The 21,430-nt window shown below is 60.0% G+C and carries 18 protein-coding genes; 8 read left to right on the top strand and 10 right to left on the bottom strand.

All coding sequences use genetic code 11. The annotated features are described in order from the left end of the window. Nucleotides 1-315: 315 nt before the first annotated feature. Both purL and ACSHXH_RS12175 read right to left on the bottom strand, forming a co-directional pair. Complete coding sequence (gene purL / locus ACSHXH_RS12180) at nucleotides 316-2,475, bottom strand: phosphoribosylformylglycinamidine synthase subunit PurL (protein ID WP_435672073.1); 2,160 nt, start codon at nucleotides 2,473-2,475, stop codon at nucleotides 316-318. Nucleotides 2,476-2,938: 463 nt separating this feature from the next. Then, nucleotides 2,939-3,844 carry a LysR family transcriptional regulator gene (locus tag ACSHXH_RS12175; protein ID WP_435672072.1) on the bottom strand — a complete coding sequence of 302 codons (906 nt, stop codon included), beginning with the start codon at nucleotides 3,842-3,844 and terminating at the stop codon, nucleotides 2,939-2,941. A gap of 165 nt (nucleotides 3,845-4,009) precedes the next feature. Here ACSHXH_RS12175 and ACSHXH_RS12170 point away from each other — a divergent pair, with 165 nt between their 5' ends. The 5 genes from ACSHXH_RS12170 to ccmE all read left to right on the top strand — a co-directional run bounded on the left by ACSHXH_RS12170 (nucleotide 4,010) and on the right by ccmE (nucleotide 10,973). Then, nucleotides 4,010-7,432 (top strand): indolepyruvate ferredoxin oxidoreductase family protein, encoded by a 3,423-nt coding sequence (locus ACSHXH_RS12170; RefSeq protein WP_435672071.1) that lies wholly within the window; start codon nucleotides 4,010-4,012, stop codon nucleotides 7,430-7,432. Nucleotides 7,433-7,590: 158 nt separating this feature from the next. Beyond that, nucleotides 7,591-8,403 (top strand): lysophospholipid acyltransferase family protein, encoded by an 813-nt coding sequence (locus ACSHXH_RS12165; RefSeq protein ID WP_435672169.1) that lies wholly within the window; start codon nucleotides 7,591-7,593, stop codon nucleotides 8,401-8,403. A 34-nt stretch (nucleotides 8,404-8,437) separates the two neighbouring features. Beyond that, nucleotides 8,438-9,250 (top strand): glutamate racemase, encoded by an 813-nt coding sequence (gene murI, locus ACSHXH_RS12160; protein WP_435672070.1) that lies wholly within the window; start codon nucleotides 8,438-8,440, stop codon nucleotides 9,248-9,250. A 49-nt stretch (nucleotides 9,251-9,299) separates the two neighbouring features. Then, nucleotides 9,300-10,328: an N-acetyl-gamma-glutamyl-phosphate reductase gene (argC, locus tag ACSHXH_RS12155; protein ID WP_435672069.1), complete on the top strand. Its 1,029-nt coding sequence runs from the start codon at nucleotides 9,300-9,302 to the stop codon at nucleotides 10,326-10,328. Between the two features lie 189 nt (nucleotides 10,329-10,517). Next, the gene (ccmE, locus tag ACSHXH_RS12150; RefSeq protein ID WP_435672068.1) at nucleotides 10,518-10,973 is read left to right on the top strand and encodes a cytochrome c maturation protein CcmE; all 456 of its coding nucleotides are present in this window, start codon (nucleotides 10,518-10,520) and stop codon (nucleotides 10,971-10,973) included. A 112-nt stretch (nucleotides 10,974-11,085) separates the two neighbouring features. On the opposite strand, the gene eno is transcribed toward ccmE, so the two are convergent. From eno to ACSHXH_RS12120, 6 genes are all read right to left on the bottom strand, one after another. Next, nucleotides 11,086-12,363, bottom strand: coding sequence for a phosphopyruvate hydratase (eno, locus tag ACSHXH_RS12145; protein WP_435672067.1), 1,278 nt, complete (start codon nucleotides 12,361-12,363; stop codon nucleotides 11,086-11,088). A gap of 92 nt (nucleotides 12,364-12,455) precedes the next feature. Beyond that, complete coding sequence (locus tag ACSHXH_RS12140; RefSeq protein ID WP_435672066.1) at nucleotides 12,456-13,346, bottom strand: DMT family transporter; 891 nt, start codon at nucleotides 13,344-13,346, stop codon at nucleotides 12,456-12,458. Between the two features lie 53 nt (nucleotides 13,347-13,399). Continuing rightward, nucleotides 13,400-13,810 carry a Fur family transcriptional regulator gene (locus ACSHXH_RS12135; RefSeq protein WP_435672065.1) on the bottom strand — a complete coding sequence of 137 codons (411 nt, stop codon included), beginning with the start codon at nucleotides 13,808-13,810 and terminating at the stop codon, nucleotides 13,400-13,402. A gap of 75 nt (nucleotides 13,811-13,885) precedes the next feature. Beyond that, on the bottom strand, nucleotides 13,886-14,731 hold the full coding sequence (locus ACSHXH_RS12130; protein WP_435672064.1) for a DMT family transporter: 846 nt from the start codon (nucleotides 14,729-14,731) through the stop codon (nucleotides 13,886-13,888). Between the two features lie 15 nt (nucleotides 14,732-14,746). Continuing rightward, a complete protein-coding gene (locus ACSHXH_RS12125) occupies nucleotides 14,747-15,541 on the bottom strand; it encodes a DUF533 domain-containing protein (RefSeq protein ID WP_435672063.1) in 795 nt (264 codons plus the stop codon). A gap of 96 nt (nucleotides 15,542-15,637) precedes the next feature. After that, the gene (locus ACSHXH_RS12120) at nucleotides 15,638-17,056 is read right to left on the bottom strand and encodes a protein adenylyltransferase SelO (RefSeq protein ID WP_435672062.1); all 1,419 of its coding nucleotides are present in this window, start codon (nucleotides 17,054-17,056) and stop codon (nucleotides 15,638-15,640) included. Between the two features lie 98 nt (nucleotides 17,057-17,154). Here ACSHXH_RS12120 and ACSHXH_RS12115 point away from each other — a divergent pair, with 98 nt between their 5' ends. Beyond that, a complete protein-coding gene (locus tag ACSHXH_RS12115) occupies nucleotides 17,155-17,694 on the top strand; it encodes a CBS domain-containing protein (protein ID WP_435672061.1) in 540 nt (179 codons plus the stop codon). Between the two features lie 3 nt (nucleotides 17,695-17,697). Here the strand turns inward: ACSHXH_RS12115 and ACSHXH_RS12110 are convergent, their stop codons facing one another. Further along, nucleotides 17,698-18,144: a GNAT family N-acetyltransferase gene (locus tag ACSHXH_RS12110; RefSeq protein ID WP_435672060.1), complete on the bottom strand. Its 447-nt coding sequence runs from the start codon at nucleotides 18,142-18,144 to the stop codon at nucleotides 17,698-17,700. After that, nucleotides 18,141-19,082: a nucleoside hydrolase gene (locus ACSHXH_RS12105; protein ID WP_435672059.1), complete on the bottom strand. Its 942-nt coding sequence runs from the start codon at nucleotides 19,080-19,082 to the stop codon at nucleotides 18,141-18,143. Before ACSHXH_RS12105 ends, ACSHXH_RS12110 begins: the two co-directional genes overlap by 4 nt. A 217-nt stretch (nucleotides 19,083-19,299) precedes the next feature. On the opposite strand from ACSHXH_RS12105, the gene zwf reads away from it, so the two are divergent. Next, a complete protein-coding gene (gene zwf / locus ACSHXH_RS12100) occupies nucleotides 19,300-20,754 on the top strand; it encodes a glucose-6-phosphate dehydrogenase (protein WP_435672058.1) in 1,455 nt (484 codons plus the stop codon). Continuing rightward, entirely contained in the window at nucleotides 20,733-21,428 is a 696-nt protein-coding gene (gene pgl, locus ACSHXH_RS12095; RefSeq protein WP_435672057.1) for a 6-phosphogluconolactonase, read from the top strand. The genes zwf and pgl overlap by 22 nt, the downstream gene beginning before the upstream one ends. The last annotated feature ends 2 nt before the right edge of the window (nucleotides 21,429-21,430 follow it).

The following is a 21,430-nucleotide window of genomic DNA, read 5'->3' as shown; positions in this document are numbered from 1 at the left end:
TGGAGGTGATGAGGACGCTCTAACCAGAAGGCATCACCACGTGAGACGCTTGCAGTGCTGGAAGCGCTCGTGGGGTGCATTGCGCGAAAAATAATTATTTTAAATCAATGACTTGATGTGGGTAAGGTTCGACGCCAGTCTTGTTCCCTCCGCCATAAACCTCATAAATCTCATCGTTCGGCACATGTCGTGCGCCTTGTCCGCGCGGGCGGTAAAGAGCGGTTGAAGACATGGGGTGCCCACATGCAAAACGCATGCGCGTGGCGTGCGTTTTGGCGGTGCTCAGAAGCAACCCAAGATGACAGATCGTATGGCTTAGGCGAAATGGCCTGCGAAGGCAGAGCGGTGCATCTCGGTCAACTCGGATAGCGCCGCTTCAGCGCTGCCAATGCGGACGGTGTCGCCTGTGAACCGACCCACGGACGAAATCGGCACACCAGCCTGACCTGCCGCGATCATCAGGGCTTCGGCCTGATCAAAGTTGCAGGCAACCAGATAGCGGCCTTGATCTTCGCCAAACAGGTATGCTTGGTCGGCGGTGTCAATCAGGACGCCCACGCCTGACCCGCTGGCCATCTCGAAAGCGGCCAGCACAAGACCCCCATCCGACAGATCGGTGCAGGCTTTGATCAGGTCGCGGTTGTTGCGGATGAAATCGCCGTTGCGGCGTTCGGCGATCAGGTCCACCGCAGGTGCGTCACCATCTTCACGGTTGAACACTTCGGCCAGAAGTGCCGATTGGCCCAGATGTCCCTGTGTCTCGCCCACCAGCAAGGCCACATGCCCGTCGCGGGCGCGGCCCAGGATCGGCTCTTCGCCAGCGGCAATAAGGCCGACTGCGCCGATGGTGGGGGTGGGCAGGATGCCTTGGCCGTCGGTCTCATTGTAGAGCGACACATTGCCCGACACGATGGGCATGTCCAGCGCCTCGCAGGCGCGGCCGATGCCTTGCAGAGCGCCGACGAACTGGCCCATGATTTCGGGTTTTTCGGGGTTGCCGAAATTCAGGTTGTCGGTGGTCGCCAGTGGTTTGGCACCAACGGCGCACAAGTTGCGGAACGCTTCGGCCACAGCCTGTTTGCCGCCCTCAATCGGGTTGGCCTTGACGTAGCGGGGGGTGACATCTGATGTGAAGGCAAGCATCTTGTCAGTACCGTGCACGCGGATCACGCCCGCGCCCCAGCCGGGGCCTTCGACAGTGTCGGCCATGACCATGGTGTCATATTGTTCGAACACCCAGTTGCGCGCGCAATAGTTCGGGCTGCTGATCAGCGCCTTGAGCGCGTCGATGGGATCAACCGCGGGCACGTCGTCCATAGGTGCGGGCGCCTCGGTGGGCACCCATGGGCGGTCGTATTCAGGGGCCGAGGAGGACAGGCGCGACAGCGGCATATCGGCTTTGACCGCGCCGTGATGCACGATCAGGAACCGGTCTTCGGCGATGGTCTCGCCGACAATAGCGAAATCCAGGTCCCACTTTTCAAACACAGCACGCGCCGCGTCTTCCTTTTCGGTGTCGAGCACCATGAGCATGCGTTCCTGGGATTCCGACAGCATCATCTCATAAGCGGTCATGTTTGTTTCGCGCTGCGGCACCTTTTCGAGATCAAGCCGGATGCCGAGCTTGCCCTTGTCGCCCATTTCCACGGCAGAGCAGGTGAGGCCAGCGGCCCCCATATCCTGAATGGAAATCACCGCACCCGTCTGCATCAGCTCAAGCGTGGCCTCCATCAGGCGCTTTTCGGTAAACGGATCGCCGACCTGCACAGTGGGGCGCTTTTCTTCGATGCTGTCGTCGAACTCGGCCGATGCCATGGTTGCACCGCCGACGCCGTCACGGCCGGTCTTGGCGCCAAGATAGACCACGGGGCGGCCCACGCCGCTGGCTGCGGAATAGAAAATCTTGTCTGCATCTGCCAAACCCGCGGCAAAAGCGTTCACAAGGCAATTGCCGTTATAGGCCGGGTGAAAGCGCACTTCGCCGCCGACGGTGGGCACACCGAAGCAGTTGCCGTAGCCGCCAATGCCTTCGACAACGCCGTGTACAAGACGGCGGGTCTTGGGGTGGTCTTTTTCCCCAAAGCTCAGCGCGTTCATTGCCGCAATCGGGCGCGCGCCCATGGTGAACACGTCGCGTAGGATACCACCCACGCCGGTGGCGGCCCCTTGGTAGGGTTCAATATAAGACGGGTGGTTGTGGCTTTCCATTTTAAAGACCACGGCCTGTCCGTCCCCGATATCCACAACACCTGCGTTCTCACCCGGGCCACAGATCACTTGCGGCCCTGTGGTGGGCAGGTTTTTGAGGTGAATTTTTGACGATTTATAAGAGCAATGTTCGTTCCACATCGCCGAAAAGATGCCCAGTTCGGTGAAAGTGGGTTCGCGGTTCATGATGCGCAGGATTTCTGCGTATTCATCGGCGTTAATGCCGTGCGCTGCGATAAGGTCGTCTGTGATGGCGGGCTCTTGCATGATGGGGTCCGGCGGCAGAAATGGGGTTGCGCGTGTCATATGCCATGGGCGCGCCGGAAGGAAGGGGCCAGCCGGATTTCGCGCCCTATGACCCGAGTTGCGGCGCGTGGCCGATCTCTTGGGGTCGGTTCACCTTGTCCATTGGTCAGATCAGAGGGGGTGCCGCGCAAGGGGCGGTGCCAAGGCGGTCGCCGGTCTCGGAGGTGGATTTCAAACACGATCCCGCGCGGTTTCCTTCAGCGGTCCGTCCGAAACGAGCATGTATCTTGAACCACCGGCAAAAAAAAGGCCGAGCTCAAAGCTCGGCCGAAGTCCAACAGGGAGGTATGAAGGTGATGCACAATTCAGCGCCGCACCTCATATGTGCCAAATATGTCAGCAAAGCCTGACATGGCAAGACGCTGAGCCTTTTTGATATATCATTCCCGCTATGCGTGAGGCGCATGGGTCACACTTTCGCGGGCTATTTGCCCTCAAGCGCGCGCAGCGTCTGACGGTGGGCAAATATCTCTTCCTGCACGAAATCCCGGAAAGCGGCGATCCGTTTGGATTGGCGCAGCTCTTCGGGATAGGCAAGGAAAACAGGCACTTCGCTGGATTCCACATCTGTCAGGACACGCTTGATGGTTGGGAAATCCTCAATGATATAGTCCGGCAGTACGCCGATCCCAAGTCCGGACAAAACGCTTTGCAGCACGCCAAAGTAGTTGTTCACGGTCAGGGTGGACCGAATATCATAGGTCATAAGCTGCTGCACAAGCGTTGTTCCGGCCGTGACCTGTGCGGCACGCAGATTTTGGCAAATCAACCGGTGCTTGGAGATGTCCTCGATGGTTTCGGGCGTGCCGTTCTGGGCAAGATATTCGGGCGACGCGTAAAGCCGCATGCGAATGGCCATCAGCTTTTTGCGGATCAGGTCCGCTTGGCTGGGTTCCTTCATCCGCACCGCAACATCGGCCTCGCGCATTGGCAGGTCCAGAACGCGCTCTTCCAGCATCAGGTCGATATTGAGGTCTGGATATTTCTCGTACAGCTTTGGCAGGCGCGGAGCGAGCCAGAGCGACCCGAACCCAATCGTGGTCGTGACACGCAATTCGCCGAACACTTCTTCTTCGCTGTCGCGGATGCGGGCGGTCGCCGCGTCGATGCGTTTGTTCATCGACCGCGTGGCATCAAACAGCAATTCGCCCTGTTCCGTCAGAATCAGGCCGCGCGCGTGTCGGTGGAACAGCACAGTATTAAGCGATTCCTCCAAGGAGCGAATCTGCCGGGACACGGCGGATTGCGACAGGTGAAGCGCATCACCCGCATGAGTGAGGCTGCCCGCATCGGCCACCGCGTGAAATATTCTGAGTTTGTCCCAGTCCATCTGATACACTTTCAATCGTTAAATAAGGTCTACATGACACAAAGACATATATGAATGACAACTTCGTCTCACACTGAAATTTGGGGAGAATTTTCTGGCAAGGTCAGCATATATGACCTAAATTTAAGCAAGGATACAGGCCCATTTCGCGCGGGGAGGCGTAAAATGACCAAAGCAGAAATTACATTGAACGACCGCTTTGATCTGGCCAAGTCGCCAGTTCTTCTCAATGGAACCCAGGCGCTTGTGCGGTTGATGCTGATGCAGAAAGCCGCTGATCAGGCGGCAGGTCTGAACACGGCTGGCTATGTAACGGGCTATCGCGGGTCGCCGCTGGGCGCTGTGGATATGCAGATGCGCCGGGCTGAGCGCTTTCTCAAAGCTGCGGATGTGACGTTCAAAGAAGGGCTGAACGAAGACCTCGCTGTCACGGCGCTTTGGGGCGCGCAGCAGGCCGAACTGCGCGGCGAAGGGCGCTATGATGGGGTGTTCGGTCTTTGGTACGGCAAGGGCCCCGGTGTGGACCGGTCGGGCGATGCCATGCGCCACGCAAATATGGCGGGCACGTCACGACATGGCGGTGTGCTGATGGCGATGGGGGATGACCATACTGGCGAATCCTCGACCGTGCTGCACCAGTCGGAATGGGCGATGGTAGATGCCTACATGCCCGTCGTGTCCCCGGCAGGCGTGCAGGAAATCCTTGATTACGGGATGTACGGCTTTGCCCTCTCGCGGTTTTCCGGTCTCTGGGTTGGTCTCAAGACGATGAAAGACACGGTCGAGGCGACGGCTGTGGTGGATGCCACGTTGGATCGGATGTCCTTTGTCCTGCCGCAATTCGACATGCCCGAAGGTGGGTTGAACATCCGTTTGGTCGACACACCCCACGCCCAGGAAGCGCGGATGATTGACCACAAACGCTTTGCCGCCGAGGCGTTTTCACATGCCAACAAGATGGACAAGCGCGTTTGGGGCAAGCCGGGTGCCAAGATCGGCTTTGTCGCGGCGGGCAAGAACTGGCTTGATCTGGTGCACGCACTTGCCCTGCTGGGCATTGATGGACCCGAGGCAGAGCGGTTGGGTGTCACGACTTATAAGGTGGGGCAAACCTGGCCTTTGGACGTGCGCGGTTTCTGCGATTGGGCCGAAGGTCTGGACCTGATTGTCGTGGTAGAGGAGAAGCGCAAGCTGATCGAAGTGCAGATCAAGGAAGCCATCTTTGATGACAGTCGCGGACGGCGTGTCTGGGGCTGGCACAAAGGCGGCGGGGCCGGGTCCATGCACGGGCCAGAGTTGTTCCCGACGCGCGGCGCGCTTGATCCGATCCTGATCGCAGAAAAGCTGGGCGAGATTCTGATCGAAGAGGGGCGCAATACCGACCGTATCAAAGCCGGGATGCAAGCCCTTAATGAGGCAAGAAAAGCTGACAACGCTGAAGAAATCGCGGCGCGTCTGCCGTATTTCTGTTCGGGCTGTCCGCACAACTCTTCCACCAAGGTGCCCGAAGGCAGCCGCGCCTATGCGGGGATCGGCTGTCACTACATGGTGCAGTGGATGGACCGCGAGACGCTGGGCTTTACCCATATGGGGGCAGAGGGCGCGAACTGGATTGGCGAGTCGCTGTTTTCGAAAACAGACCATGTTTTCCAAAACTTAGGCGACGGAACGTACAATCATTCGGGCATTCAGGCAGTCCGTGCGGCTGTCGCGGCGGGCACCACGATGACCTACAAGATCCTTTACAATGATGCTGTGGCCATGACCGGTGGCCAGCAGAACGATGGCGGGCTGAGCCCGCAGCGCATCGTTGCAGAACTGCGCGCAATGGGTGTCGCGCATCTGGCGGTGGTCTATGACGAAAAGGAAGACGTGGACGTCAAGACCTTTCCACAAGGCGTTGAATTTGCAGAACGTGCGGATTTGCAAACCGTTCAGGAAAAGTTTGCAAAGACGTCAGGCGTCAGCGCGATTGTCTATATTCAGACCTGCGCCGCCGAAAAGCGCCGCCGCCGCAAAAGGGGCACCTTCCCGGACCCGGACAAGCGCGTGTTCATCAATACCGATGTTTGCGAAGGCTGCGGCGATTGCGGTGTGCAAAGCAACTGCGTGTCCATTGTCCCCAAAGAAACCGAACTGGGCCGCAAGCGGGCGATTGACCAATCCTCCTGCAACAAGGATTTCTCGTGCGTCAAAGGCTTCTGCCCGTCCTTCGTCACGCTGGAGGGCGCGCAGGTCAAAAAGGCGGCAACCGCGGATGTGGCCTTGCCCGACATGCCGGACCCACATTTGCCGCGTATCAACGGCACCTGGAACATGGTTGTCACCGGCGTTGGCGGCACCGGCGTTGTGACCATCGGCGCGGTGCTGGCGCAAGCGGCGCAGATCGACGGCAAAGGGGCGGGCATGATGGAAATGGCAGGCCTCGCGCAAAAGGGTGGCGCAGTGCATATCCATTTGCGCTTGGCAGAAAACCCCAGTGATATCAGTGCCATTCGGGTGGCCACCGGCGAAGCGGATGCGCTTATTGGCGGTGACTTGGTGGTCAGCGCGGGCGCCAAGACGCTTGGCCTGATGCGCACCGGGCGCACCGGCGGAGTGGTCAACAGCCACGAGATCATCACCGGCGATTTTACTCGTGACACCGAATTTGCCTTGCCGACCGACCGGCTGCGTCTGGCGCTTGAGGCGCGGTTGCGCGACCGGCTTGATCTGTTTGACGCGTCTGATCTGGCCAAAGCCACGCTGGGGGATTCGATCTTTTCCAACATGATGATCCTTGGCGCTGCATGGCAGCGCGGGCTGGTCCCGCTGAGGCGCGACGCCATTGTCCAAGCGATCGACCTGAACGGGGCAGCGGCAGATAAAAACATCCGCGCGTTCGAGATCGGCCGCTGGGCGGTCCTGCATCCCGAAGACGCGGCACGGGTGACAGAGCCCAAGGTTCTGGCACTGCCCAAGACGTTGGACGACAAGATCGCCTACAGATTTGACCATTTGGTAAAATATCAAAGCAAGCGCTACGCCAAACGCTACCGCAAGCTGGTGGATCAGGTGTCTGATCCCGCACTGCGTGAGGCGGTGGCAAAGGGGTATCACAAGCTTTTGGCGTATAAGGACGAATACGAAGTGTCCCGCCTTCACTTGGAAACCCGCGCTAAGGCACAAGAGCAGTTCGGCGGCGATTTCAAAATGTCCTTCCACCTGGCCCCCCCAATGCTGAGCAAAACCGGTGCTGATGGCCGCCCGGTGAAAAAGCAATTCGGCGAAGGCATGTTGCGCGGCTTTGGCCTGTTGGCAAAACTCAAGATGCTGCGCGGCACGCCGTTTGACCCGTTTGGCCGGACCCAGGAACGCCGGATGGAGCGCGCGCTGATCACGCAATTTGAGGCCGACATGCGCGACTGGCTGCCCAAAGCCACACCCCAGATCATGGAGCCGCTTGTGGCGCTGGCCGAGCTGCCACTGCAAATTCGCGGCTTTGGTCCGGTCAAACACGCCAATGCCGCAAAGGCCGAGAAACGGCGCGAAGAGCTTTTGACGGTGCTGCGGGCGGGCGGTGCAGGGATGCAACAGGCGGCGGAATGATGCATAATATGGACGTTAAGGTTCTGTTACATCTTTGCGGATAAGTCAGAGCGCGCTAGCAGGGCGCGTTCCTCTGAACCGGAGTCCTCTTGGTGACGTCATCCGCCGCTCGTGATATTTCCTACGCCTATTCCGCGCGGTCAAAACCGGGCCGTGCCATGATCCGCCTGATGGAGAACGCGACAGGTCGGCTTAGCCTGATCAAGCGCGCCGCTGGCTATCAGGACGAGGTCGCACAAGGCCGCGATTTCTGGGAGGTGATGATCACACGCTACGGCCTTAGCCTAGATGTGGTCGGCGGGTCATTGGACAACATCCCCAAAACCGGGCCTCTGATCATCATTGCGAACCACCCTTACGGTATTCTTGATGGGCTGATCCTTGGGCACATCCTGTCGGTCACACGGGGCGATTTCCGAATTCTGGCCCATAAGGTGTTTCGCAAGGCCCAAGAGCTGGACCGCGTTGTCCTGCCGGTGAACTTTGACGAAACCAAAGCCGCCGTCGCGCAGAACATCGAAACCCGCAAAATCGCGCTGGACTATCTGGGGCAGGGCGGCTGCATCGGCATCTTTCCCGGTGGCACCGTGTCAACCGCCGTCACGCCATTTGCAAAACCGATGGATCCCGGCTGGCGCAGTTTTACCGCACGGATGATTGCCAAATCGGATGCCACGGTTGTGCCGATCTATTTCGATGGCCACACCAGCCGTTTGTTCCAAATGGCCAGCCACCTGCATTACACGCTGCGCATGGGGCTGTTGATCAAGGAATTCCACAAACGGGTCGACACACCGGTGCGTCTTGCCATCGGCGCACCTATCCCCGCGCATGAGATTGCCAATCGCAAAAAAGACGCGCGAGAGCTGATGGATTTTCTTCGCAAAGCCACGTATGAGCTGTCTCCAACGCCGTTTGCGTCTTACGACTACGGCTTTGAGTTTGAAGAGCGGCATCGGGTGCGCGGCTAAAAAGGCCACCCCTTGCCGATTGCGCGAGGGCGACATGGCGGTAGGTGTTTTTGACAGTGGGCTTGGCGGGCTGACGGTGCTGGATGCAGTGTCCAAGCGCTTGCCGGATGTGCCGTTTGTGTATCTTGGCGACAATAAGCATGCGCCCTATGGCGTGCGCGACGCGGATGACGTCTACACCCTGACCTGCGCCGCAACCGAACGGCTTTGGGATGCGGGCTGTGATCTGGTGATCCTTGCCTGTAATACCGCCTCGGCGGCCGCCTTGCGCCGGATGCAGGAAAGCTGGATTCCCCGTGACAAGCGCGTCTTGGGCGTCTTTGTGCCGCTGATCGAGGCGCTGACCGAACGGCAATGGGGTGACAATTCCCCGCCGCGCGAAGTTGGCGTGCAGCACGTGGCACTGTTTGCGACCCCGGCCACAGTGCGCAGCCGTGCGTTCCAGCGGGAGCTGGCGTTCCGCGCCATTGGCGTCGATGTCGAAGCGCAGGCTTGCGGTGGTCTGGTGGACGCCATCGAAGAGGGCGACATGATCCTTGCCGAAGCGCTGGTGCGGTCCCATGTCGATGCACTCAGACGCAAGATGCCGACCCCGCAAGCGGCCATTCTTGGCTGTACGCATTACCCGCTGATGCAGGACGTGTTTCAGGATGCGCTGGGGCCGGATGTGGCGGTCTACAGTCAGGCCAATCTGGTGGCAGAGTCGCTGGCCGATTACCTGACCCGCCATCCCCATATGATGGGGTCTGGTGCCGAGTCGGCGTTCCTGACAACGGGTGATCCCAAGCGCGTGTCCGATCACGCCACGCAATTCCTGCGACGACGGATCCAGTTCGAGGCTGCCTGAGCCTGACATCCTTAAATTTCACAGACCATCCGTCACGGGGAGTGACCCAATGACCTCGAAAATCGCCATCATCGGCGCAAGCGGCTATACCGGGGCCGAATTGTTGCGCCTCATTGCCACCCACCCCGATATGGAGATTGCCGCCTTGGCCGCAAATTCCAAGGCGGGTCAGACCATCGCGCAGGTGTTTCCGTTCCTGCGCCATTTGGACCTGCCGCAATTGGTGACGTGGGAAGAGATTGATTTCTCCGGCATCGACCTGTGTTTTTGCGCATTGCCGCACAAGACCAGCCAAGAGGTGATTTCAAAGCTGCCGACCCACCTCAAGATCGTTGATCTGTCGGCCGATTTCCGTCTGCGCGATCCGGCAGAGTATGAAAAATGGTACGGCAATCCGCATGCAGCCCCAGAGATGCAGCACGAGGCGGTTTACGGTCTGACCGAATTCTACCGCGACGCCATCAAAGACGCGCGTCTGGTGGCAGGCACGGGCTGCAACGCGGCGACGGGGCAATACATCCTGCGGCCATTGATTGCGGACCGGGTGATCGGCCTCAAGGATATTATCCTCGATCTGAAATGCGCAGTGTCCGGCGCGGGTCGGTCGCTCAAGGAAAACCTGCTGCATGCTGAACTGTCCGAAGGCACAAACGCCTATGCTGTGGGTGGCACACACCGGCATCTTGGTGAATTTGATCAGGAATTCAGCGCCTTGGCGGGCGAAGACGTTCGGATACAATTCACCCCACACCTCATTCCGGCGAACCGGGGTATTCTGGCGACCTGTTATGTCAGTGGCGACGCGCAGGCGGTCTATGCGTCTTTGATCAAGGCCTATGCGGATGAGCCCTTTGTCGAAGTGCTGCCGTTTGGCGAAACCCCCTCTACGCACCATGTGCGCGGATCGAATTTCTGCCATATTGGGGTGACCGGGGACCGGATCGAGGGCCGCGCCATTGTCGTGGCGGCGCTGGACAATCTGACCAAAGGATCGTCGGGGCAGGCATTGCAGAACGCCAACCTGATGCTGGGGCTGAAGGAAACGGCGGGTCTCATGCTCGCGCCGTGTTTCCCGTAAGAGGGGGGCGCGCCCAGTTTGCCGGTCGCGCAAGGCAGGGGGCGCTGCCCCCTTTTGGCCCTTTGGGCCAATTCACCCCCGGCAGTATTTGGAAAAAGAAGAAGACCAGAGCCGCGGCAAATTGGACCGACCCGTTTTCAGATGCGATTTTTCTGACTATATTCGTACCAAGTCTGGGAAGAGGACGTCATGGCACTGAAATCGCTGAAAAAACAACGCCGGATTCAGGTGGTTGCGCTGGCAACCGTGGCATTGATTCTGTCAACCGCCCTGATCGGGTACGGCATGCGCGACGGGATTAATTTTTTCCGGTCACCAAGCCAGATCATGGCAGAGCCACCATCGCCGAATGAGACCTTTCGCATCGGCGGCTTGGTTTCCGAAGGTTCGATCGTGCGGGGGCAGGGGTCTACCGTGTCGTTCAGCGTGACGGACGGAGGCGCCACTGTGCCCGTGGTGTATACCGGCGTGTTGCCAGACCTGTTCACTGAAAATGAAGGTATGGTCGGCACCGGGCGTTATGTGGACGGTGTGTTCGAAGCGTCCGAAATCCTGGCCAAACACGACGAAGAATATATGCCCGCCGAAGTGGTCGATGCACTGAAAGAGCAGGGCATTTACAAAGACCCGAACGCCGGGAGCTAAGGTACGGCGCTGCCTTTGGGCGCGTTCTGGTCTTCTTCTTTTTCCAAATATGCAAAAAGCCGGGCGCGCAGCGCCCGGCTTGTCGGATTTTCCATAGGAAAATTCGAAATCATCACCCGCGAAGGATCGACCGCCCGGCGTATTCGGCGGTTTCTGCCAGCATCTCCTCGATGCGGATCAACTGGTTGTATTTCGCCAACCGGTCTGACCGCGCCAGCGATCCTGTCTTGATCTGACCGCAGTTCGTTGCAACGGCCAGATCCGCGATGGTGGCGTCTTCGGTTTCGCCCGACCGGTGGCTCATCACGTTGGTGTAGCGCGCGCGATGCGCCATATCGACGGCCTTGAGCGTTTCGGTCAGTGTGCCGATCTGGTTCACCTTGACGAGCATGGAATTGGCGCAGCCGCGGGCGATGCCATCGGCCAGACGCACCGGGTTGGTGACAAACAGATCGTCGCCCACCAGCTGTACCTTGTCGCCCAGCACTTCGGTCAGCATCGCCCAACCGTCCCAGTCATCCTCGGACATGCCGTCTTCGATGGACAGGATCGGGTAGTCGGCCACCAGCGCCTGAAGATAGGCCACGTTTTCGTCCGAGGTCAGGGTTTTGCCTTCGCCAGCATAGACGTAATTGCCGTCCTTGTAATATTCGGTCGCTGCGCAATCGAGGGCAAGCATGATGTCCTCGCCCGGCGTATAGCCTGCTTTTTCGATGGATTTCAGAATGAAATCAAGCGCCTCGCGGGTTGAACCAAGTTCCGGCGCAAAGCCGCCTTCGTCGCCCAAACCTGTGGACAGACCTTTGGCAGACAGTTCTTTTTTCAGGGTGTGGAACACTTCGGAGCCCATGCGCACGGCATCACGGATGTTTTCCGCAGCCACGGGCATGATCATGAATTCCTGAATGTCGATCGGATTGTCAGCATGTTCGCCGCCATTGATGATGTTCATCATGGGCACGGGCAAAAGCCGGGCCGAAGTGCCACCGACATATCGGAAAAGCGGTTGTGCAGTGAAATCGGCCGCTGCTTTGGCGACGGCAAGGCTCACTCCGAGGATGGCGTTTGCGCCAAGGCGGCTTTTGTTATCGGTGCCGTCCAATTCGATCATCGCCATGTCGATGCCGACCTGTTCGGTCGCGTCCAGACCCACGATCTCGTCGGCGATTTCGCCGTTGACGGCGGCAACCGCTTCGAGCACGCCTTTGCCCATGTAGCGGCTTTTGTCGCCATCGCGTTTTTCCACTGCCTCATAAGCACCGGTCGACGCGCCCGACGGGACAGCGGCGCGTCCGATGGTGCCGTCTTCGAGGGTGACGTCTACCTCAACAGTGGGATTGCCGCGGCTGTCCAGAATTTCGCGGGCGTGGATGTCGATGATGGTGCTCATTGCGCTTGGGTCCTGAAAAAGCTGATGATGGGCGGGGGTATAGCAGGCAGGGACGTAAAGTAAACTGCGGCTGATAGCGCTAACGGTTCACCTTAGGACAGCGACTCCTGATCAGCGCGCGCGGCGCGGCGCAGCTTGCGTTCGCGCAGCACAGTATAGACGCCCGACCCCACGATCAGCGATCCGCCCGCCAGCATCCAAATGTCGATGGTTTCGCCAAACAGCGTCACGCCCAGGACAAGCCCGAACAACAGACGGGTGTAGCGAAACGGTGTCACAACCGAGATTTCGCCGACCCGCATCGCGGCGGTGATGGCGTAATAGCCTGCAATGGTTGGCACGATGGCCAATGTCAGCAACCCGGTCTGGTGCAGAGTGGGAAGCTTCCATGGACCGGTGAAGGGGATCAGGCAAAGGGCTGCCACGTTGAACGCGGCAAAGCCAACGGTTGCCAGTTGCAGGTTGCTCAAAGTTTTGGGTGCGGCCCGCGTGGACAGGTCGCGCGCGGCCAGCGCCAGCATCGCGCCCACAGCCAGCAGTGCGAGGCTGTTGAACCCGTCTGTGCCCGGTCTCAGGATGATCATTACGCCGGTCAGCCCGGTGAGGATCGCGCACCATCGCCGCCAACCGACTGTTTCCTTAAAGAACACCACAGCACCCAAGGCCACGACCAATGGCCCCGCTTGGGTGACGCTGGTGACCAACGACAAAGGTGTCAGCGCCAGCGCATTCACCATGAACAGCGCGGCAACGATTTCGGCAATGCCGCGTGTGGTGACGGCCGGATGGAGCAAGTCGCGCGACCAAACGGGCTGGCCTTTGGCCCGGCTGAGGCCGACAAAGAACGTGGTTCCGACAATCCCCATCGTCATCACGATCTGGCTGAGCGACAGGTCGGCGGACAGGAACTTGATGCCCACATCGCCAAGGGCAAAGCCCGCCATGGCCGCGATCATCAAAAGGATGCCTTGGAGGTTCTGCATCCCGCGCTGCTACGCCTGTTTCGGGACAGGGACCAGCGCTTTTGATGTGTAGGTCACTTCTTGATCGGAACGCCGTAGAGTTCGAGCTTGTGACCCTTGAGCCGGTAGCCCAGCTTGGCTGCGATCTTTTCCTGAAGCGCTTCGATCTCGGGGTCTACGAATTCGATCACCTTGCCGGTTTGCAGGTCGATCAGGTGGTCATGGTGATCGCGTTCGGCGTCTTCGTAGCGGGCGCGGCCGTCGCCAAAATCGATCTTCTCCAGAATCCCGGCTTCTTCGAATAGTTTTACCGTCCGGTAAACTGTGGCGATCGAAATGTTCGGATCACGCCCGGAGGCGCGGGCATACAACTCTTCCACGTGCGGATGATCGTCTGCCTCTTCGAGGACTTGCGCAATGGTGCGGCGCTGCTCGGTCAGGCGGAGCCCTTGCGCTTCGCAACGCGAGATGATGGTTTCGGTCATCGCCGGACCTCTTGTCAATGTGGCGCAAGGTGTATCCAACTGCGTGCGGCATTGCCATAACCGCACGCGGAAAAATTACGCGCGGCGGCGCAGGTGCCAAAGATATATCGCCAATGTCGACACCACGATGGCCCCGCCGCTCAGCATGGTGGGGGTGGGGGCCTCACCAATCGCCATCCAGACCCAAACCGGACCGAGCACGGTTTCGAGCAGCAGCACGAGGCTGACATTGACCGATGCGGTGTGCCGCGATGCTTCGGACATCAGGTAGAAGGACAGGGGCAGCACGACAAAGCTGGCCAGCGCTATGGCCCAAGTGGTGCCGGATGTCATGATCGCGGGTGTGGTGAACGCAAAAGCGGTGATCCCGGCCAGAAACGACCCTGTTCCAACAGCAGTCAACAACGGCATGTCGGGCCTGTTGCGCAGTAGCGTAAAGCTGAGCGCGAGGCTGAGTGCCACGCCAAGACCACAGGCCACGCCAATGACAGAGCTTCGGTTGAGCGCCACATCGCCTTTGCCCAGCATGGCCAGAACAATGCCCGCGCTGACAACGGCAATCGTGACCCATGTCGCGGGGCGGGTTGGCTGACCGTAGAGCACGCGCGACAGGATCGCCGCCCAGATCGGAACGGTTGCCACCGCGATCAGCACCAAGGCCACAGGGGCCAGCGAAATCGCCGGGGCGAACAGAGAGGCGTTGGCCCATTGCGCCAGTACCAACGCGAGGCCCGCGCCTGAGGCAAGACGCGGAAACAGCCGAAGTTGGCCTGTGAGCGTCGCTGCGATCAGGAACAGGGTCCCCATCGCCAGACCACGCCACGCGACAAGCGGGGCTGCCTCCAACCCCGACAGACGAATAAGAAGCGCGTCCGGTGTCAGGATCAGAACACCGAGAACGGCCAGCAAAATGCCTTTCATACAGGGTAAATGCGATCAGCTGTAAAGCGGCTGAACCCCCATCTGCATGTGCACAGTGTTGACGGTTGGTTGGTCCAGACCCATCGCTTGGGCCAGTTCGTGCAGGTATTGCGCCTCGGCCTGGGAGTCGAGGCGGATCGTCATGAGCGATGCGCCGTAGACTTGTGCGCGCAGCGCATCGGGCGTGTCCTTGGCAAGGCTTGCTACATCGACAGGCGCGGCAAGCTGGGCTTGGACAAAGGCAATATCTTCGGCGTCGGCGTCATCGCCTACTGTTTCAAGGATCTTGGCGCGTTCTGCCTCGTCGATGCCGCCATCGGCTTTGGCGGTCTGGATCATCGCACGCAGCATCAGGGCGGCGGTTTCCTCGGCCTGCGGGGCAGAGGCCCCGGACGCGGCGAACTGATCCATCAGACCCCCCATGTTCTTGCCACCCATCGCGGCCATGCCACCAGCAGCGGCCAGAATGCCTGCAAGACCCGCGCCGCCGCCACTGCCGCCGCCGCCAAGCTGGGACAAAAGCCCGCCCTTGTTGCCGGACGGTTCACTGGCACCGCCCCCCATGAGCGACGACAGGTCAAGCCCGCCGGATTGAAGTTTGTCCATGATCCCGGCCATTGGGTTTGCGCCACCGCCTGCGCCGCCCATCATCTGACCCAACTGCGCCTGAATTTGCGCCATTGGATTGTCACCGGGAACTTGCGCACCGCCCATGAGGCCACCCAGACCTTTGCCGCCTGAAAGCGAAGCCACGCCGCGCGCCGTGGCATATCCGATGGCCACTTTGGCCAGTGTTCCCATGAGACTCATATCCGTACTCCAAAGTTGTTTGGGGCAGGATGACAGATTCGTGTGACGCTGGCGACTGTTCTGCCCGGTGGGCCATATCCGCGCTTGGATATTGTGTCAGGTTCCGCAAAACGTGGCCTGCACCACCTCTTGTGGTTTTGGCGGCTGGCGCAGGTCTGCATCCGCGCCCGTGTCGGCATAGGGCGTCGCATAGGCCGTGTTGAGCCGGTGAAAAAGGCTGTCATCGCCCGCAACCGCGGCGGTGATCATCTCTTCGATGCGGTGGTTGCGCGGGATCAGCGCAGGGTTGGCCGTGCGCATCTGGCCCTGTGGGTCGTCCTCGGTCTTGATCCGGGCCTGCCATGTTGCGGCCCACGCATCAAAGGCCACGGGATCGGTGAACTGGTTCCGTGCGGTACCATCCACCAACCCCCGGAAGGTGTTGGTGAAATCGGCCTCGGCCTCTTCCATCACTGATAAAAGACCGGTGATCAGCGCGCTGTCCTCGGGTGTGGCTTGGGCCACGCCGATCTTTTTGCCAAAGCGCGACAGCCATTCGGCGCGGATCATCTCGGGCATGGCGTGGATCTGCGCGGTGAACGGTTCCACCGACGCCTCCGGGTCGGGCATGAGCGACAGCAATGCGGTGGCAAGCTGTGCCATGTTCCACACGATAATGTCGGCCTGTGCGGCATAGCTGTAGCGGCCGTACCGGTCGATCGAGGAATAGACCGTTGCCGGGTGATAGCTGTCCATAAAGGCGCAGGGGCCGTAATCTATGGTCTCGCCTGAAATGCTGCAATTGTCGGTGTTCATCACGCCGTGGATAAACCCAAGGCTAAGCCAATGTGCCACCAAAGCAGCCTGCCTGCGCATCACGGCATTGAGGAAACTGGCGGGGTCGGGCGCGTCGGGATAGTGGCGCGCAACCGCGTAATCGAACAGCGTTTGGAGGGCTTCGATGTCGCCGCGCGCTGCAAAGACCTGAAACGTGCCCACCCGCAGATGGCTGTGCGCCACGCGGGTCAGGACGGCACCGGGCAAGGGGCGCTCGCGCACCACCCGTTCGCCGGTTCGCACAGCGGCAAGCGCGCGGGTTGTGGGCACGCCGAGCGCGTGCATGGCTTCGCTCACCACATATTCGCGCAGAACCGGACCCAGCCATGCGCGCCCGTCGCCCATGCGCGAATAGGGCGTGCGCCCCGAGCCCTTGAGCTGAATGTCCCGGCGTTGACCGTCAGGTCCGATGGCTTCGCCCAGAAGGACCGCGCGGCCATCCCCCAGTTGCGGGTTGTACTGACCAAACTGGTGCCCAGCATAGAGCTGCGCCAGCGGCGTCGCGCCGTCGGGCAGGGCATTGCCGGAAAACAGCGCGGCGAGGTTCGGATCGTCCAGCCCGTCGATCCCCAGCTCCTGCGCCAGCGGCGCGTTCACGGCAATGAGCGACGGCGCCTTGACCGGCTCTGGATTGACCCGCGCAAAAAAGCTGTCTGGCAGGGTGGCGTAGCTGTTGTCGAACGGGATGTGTAAAGTCATAGCGCAGATATAGGACGCGGGGCCGCGCATCACCAGAGGCTTGTCTTTGTCAGATCGGCGCTAAGCTCAATAGGGTATTGATTAAAGGAGTATCCTGCATGGCCGCATCAGACACGTATGGCATGACGTTGAAGGATCGTCCCGAATTCGCGTCCAAACCCAAACCGCTTTGTTTCCCTCCAACCGCCACAGTGCTCGAAGCCGTGGTTGCGATGAGCGCCAAGAATTTCGGGTCTGTGGTAATTGTGGACGGCGATCAAAAAGTGATCGGCATCGCCACAGAGCGCGACGTGATGAAAAAGCTGGTCGCGGCGGGCAAGGACGCCGAGACGACGACACTGGCTGATATCATGACCAGTGATCCACGGCTTGCCCGCGAAACCGACGATGTGGTCGATTGGCTGCGCATCATGTCCAACGAACGGTTCCGCCGATTGCCCGTGGTGGACGAGGATGGCCGGATCAAGGTGATTTTCACGCAGGGTGATTTCGTCAGCTACACATGGCCGGATTTGATTTATCAGGCCAAAGAACTGGCCAAGGCCAGTGTGGGGCGCAACTACCCGATCTGGCTTATTGGCGGGGGTATCATGCTTTATTCGTTGCTCATGATTATCGTCGTGTCATCCATGGGCTAGGCGTCACAGCTCGCGGGACATATAGGCATAGCCTTCGCGGGTGAAGAACTTTGCGCGTTGATAGAACCGTTTGAGGGTTTCATCGTTCTGGTTGGCCTCAAGGTGAAGCGCGCGGATACCGCCTTCGCTGAGCGCTTTGGCCAAAGCGTTGAGCGCATCCGACCCCATGCCGCGCTTGCGTACGGCGTTGCGGACATACAATTCGTCGACGATCGCGTCCATGCCGCCATATTCGACAGACCAGCCGAATGACACCACCACATAGCCCACCGGCGCGCGGCGTGGACCAATCAGCCAGATCGCGCCGTGCGGGCTGCCTTGCAGCAGGGGCAGGATCGCGTCGTGCTGGTGTTCGGCTGTGGTGTTGAAGCCTTGGTGGTCGTGGAACCCGGCCACCAGCGGCAAAAGCTTGGGCAGGTCCTCTTCCATGGCAAGGTGAAGCGATCTCATAACCGGGCCAGCCGGTTGGTCAGCAGAGCAAAGAACCCATCGGCATCAATATCGCCCATGAAGGTGGCATTGGCAGGCCGGTCAGTGACACCCCACCAATCGGCGACCGTCATGCCGAGGGTAAGGTCAGAGCCGGTTTCAACCTCGACATTGATGTGCCGCCCGGAGAACAGGTCTGGCTGGATCAGATAGGCGACAACACATGGATCGTGCAGCGGCGCGCCAGAACTGCCGTATTTTTCCTTGTCGAACCGTTCAAAGAAATCGGTCATGTCCGCCACGGCCCTGCCCACAGGGGTTTCAAGCGCACGGAATGCGTCGTTGCGCGGTGTGGTGACCAACGCCTTGTGGGTGACGTCCAACGGCATCACCGTGATGGGGGCACCGCAGGCAAAGACGATCTTGGCCGCTTCGGGATCGACATAGATGTTGAACTCGGCCGCAGGGGTGATGTTGCCAACTTCGAAATAGGCCCCGCCCATCAGCACGATCTCTGCAATCCGCCCTGCAATATCCGGCGCGCGCTGCAACGCGACCGCAATGTTCGTGAGCGGTCCCAATGGGCACAGTGTGACTGTTCCCGCAGGTTCGGTGCGCAGCGTGTCGATGATGAAATCCACCGCGTGCTGATCCTGAAGCGGCATCGTGGGATCAGGCAGGGTTGGGCCATCGAGTCCGGTCTTTCCGTGCACATGTTCCGCCGTGACCAGCGTGCGGGCGATGGGGGTGTTGCAGCCTGCGAACACCCTGGTGTCAAGCTTGCCCGCCAATTCACAGACGATGCGCGCATTTTTTTCAGTCAGATGCAGTGGCACGTTCCCCGCCACGGCTGTGATGCCCACAACCTCAAGGTCTTCTGGTGAGGCGAGCGCCAACAGGATGGCAACCGCGTCGTCCTGGCCGGGGTCGGTGTCGATGATGATCTTACGGGGTGCCATACACGCCTCCTTAGCTTGGCGCGGTGGTGACACGCGGGTGTCTTGGGATCAAGCGTGATGATGGCGGCGGGCAAGGCTTTGCCGGTTCTTTTGGGGAACCCGATTGCAGCCCCTTGCCGGACTGTTAGACTGCTGCCATTCGATGCGAAATAAGTTTACATCCGCTTCGTTAGCGCTAACAAGGCGCTGAGCGAAGCAGAATCGGAAGGACCACGCCATGGTGTCCCGCGTTATTCCCGTTGACCCGTTTGACCTGGTGATCTTTGGCGGAACCGGAGATTTGGCGCGGCGCAAGATTTTGCCCGGCCTGTTCCGGCGCTTTTGTGCAGGCCAGATGCCCGAGGGCTCGCAGATCATCGGCGCGGCACGATCCGACATGGATGATGCCGAATATCGCAGCATGGTGTCCGAAGCGGTGGCAGAATTCGGCGGCGGTCAGGCCTGCGAAAGCGGAACGCTGGCGGCGTTTCTCGAACGGGTGTCTTATGTCACAACCGATGCCAAAGGCGATGGCGGGTGGGTCGAACTGCACGCCAAGATGCGGCAGGACCGCGTGCGGGCGTTCTATTTCTCGGTGGCTCCATCGCTGTTTGGCGACCTGGCCGAACGCCTGCATCGCTTTGGCATGGCAACCCCCGAAAGCCGCATCGTGGTCGAAAAGCCGTTTGGCCATGATCTGGAAACGGCGCGCGCGCTGAACGCGACGCTGGCCCAGCATTTCCACGAGACGCAGATTTACCGGATCGACCATTACCTTGGAAAAGAGACCGTCCAGAACCTGATGGCGGTGCGCTTTGGCAATATGCTGTTCGAGCCGCTTTGGAACGCGCAATATGTCGATCACATCCAGATCACTGTGGCAGAAACGGTTGGTGTTGGTGGGCGCGGCGGCTACTACGACAAATCCGGCGCAATGCGCGATATGGTGCAGAACCACCTGATGCAGCTTTTGTGCCTGATCGCAATGGAGCCGCCCGCAAAGTTCGAGCCTGATGCGGTGCGGGATGAAAAGCTCAAGGTCATTCGCGCGCTTGAACCGGTTGACTGGCATCACATCGTGCGTGGCCAATACGCGGCGGATGCCAAGGGGCCAAGCTACCGAGACGATGTGGAAGATCCCAAATCCAAGACCGAAAGCTTCATCGCCATGAAGTGCCACATCTCGAACTGGCGCTGGGCCGGGACGCCGTTCTACCTGCGCACGGGCAAACGGCTCAAGGCGCGCGCGTCCGAGATTGCGGTGGTGTTCAAGGACGCCCCGCATTCGATTTTCGGGGTGGATGCAGGGCGGCACCGCAATGTGCTGGCGATCCGTTTGCAGCCCAATGAAGGCATGACGCTGGATGTGACGATCAAAGAACCCGGACCGGGGGGCATGCGTCTGATGGACGTACCGCTGGATATGAGCTTTGCCGAAGCGCTGGGCCCGGATGCCGAAGAGGCCACTGACGCCTACGAGCGTCTGATCATGGACGTGATCCGTGGCAACCAGACATTGTTTATGCGGGGGGACGAGGTCGAGGCGGCGTGGGCGTGGACCGACCCGTTGATCGAAGGTTGGCAGGCGCGCAATGACGTGCCCAAACAATACGACCCCGGAAGCTCTGGCCCCGAGGATTCGCTGATGCTGATGCACCGGGACGGGCGCAAATGGCGCGAGGTAAAACCATGACCTATGACCTGCAAACCTATCCCGACCGCGAAATGCTGGCGATGGATTTGGCCAACCAGCTTTCGGGCGATTTGCGGATGCTGCTCAAGCACGAAGACCGTGTGGTGCTGGCGGTGCCCGGTGGGACGTCGCCGGGGCCAGTGTTCGATGATCTTTGTGCCGCCGATCTGGACTGGAGCCGCGTGGACGTGATGCTCACCGATGAACGCTGGGTGCCCGAAGACAGCGACCGGTCCAACACGAAGCTCATCCGCAAACGGCTTTTGGTGGATCGCGCCGCGGCGGCGCGCCTGTTGCCACTTTATGTGCCCGCACATCAACCCGAAGAGGTGCTGGCCGAGCTAGAGGCACAGATTGTCGACGCATTGCCGCTGGCGGTGGTGTTGCTTGGCATGGGCACCGACATGCACACCGCGTCGATCTTTCCCGGCGCGGACCAATTGGATTTGGCCTTGGCCCATGACGCGCCGATCCTGGTGCCGATGCGCGCCCCCGGTGCGCCGGAACCCCGGATCACGCTGAGCGCGCGGGTGCTCAATGATGCGATCCGCAAGCATGTGCTGATCTTTGGCGCTGACAAGCGCGACGCTTTGGACAATGCCAAGGGCAAGAAGCCCGAAGACGCGCCGATCATTGCCGTTCTGGACGGCGCAACAGTTCACTGGGCGGAGTAAGC

The organism is Marivita sp. (assembly GCF_051251565.1).
Lineage (GTDB): Bacteria > Pseudomonadota > Alphaproteobacteria > Rhodobacterales > Rhodobacteraceae > Marivita.
This window is presented reverse-complemented; position numbering and strand designations above follow the sequence as displayed.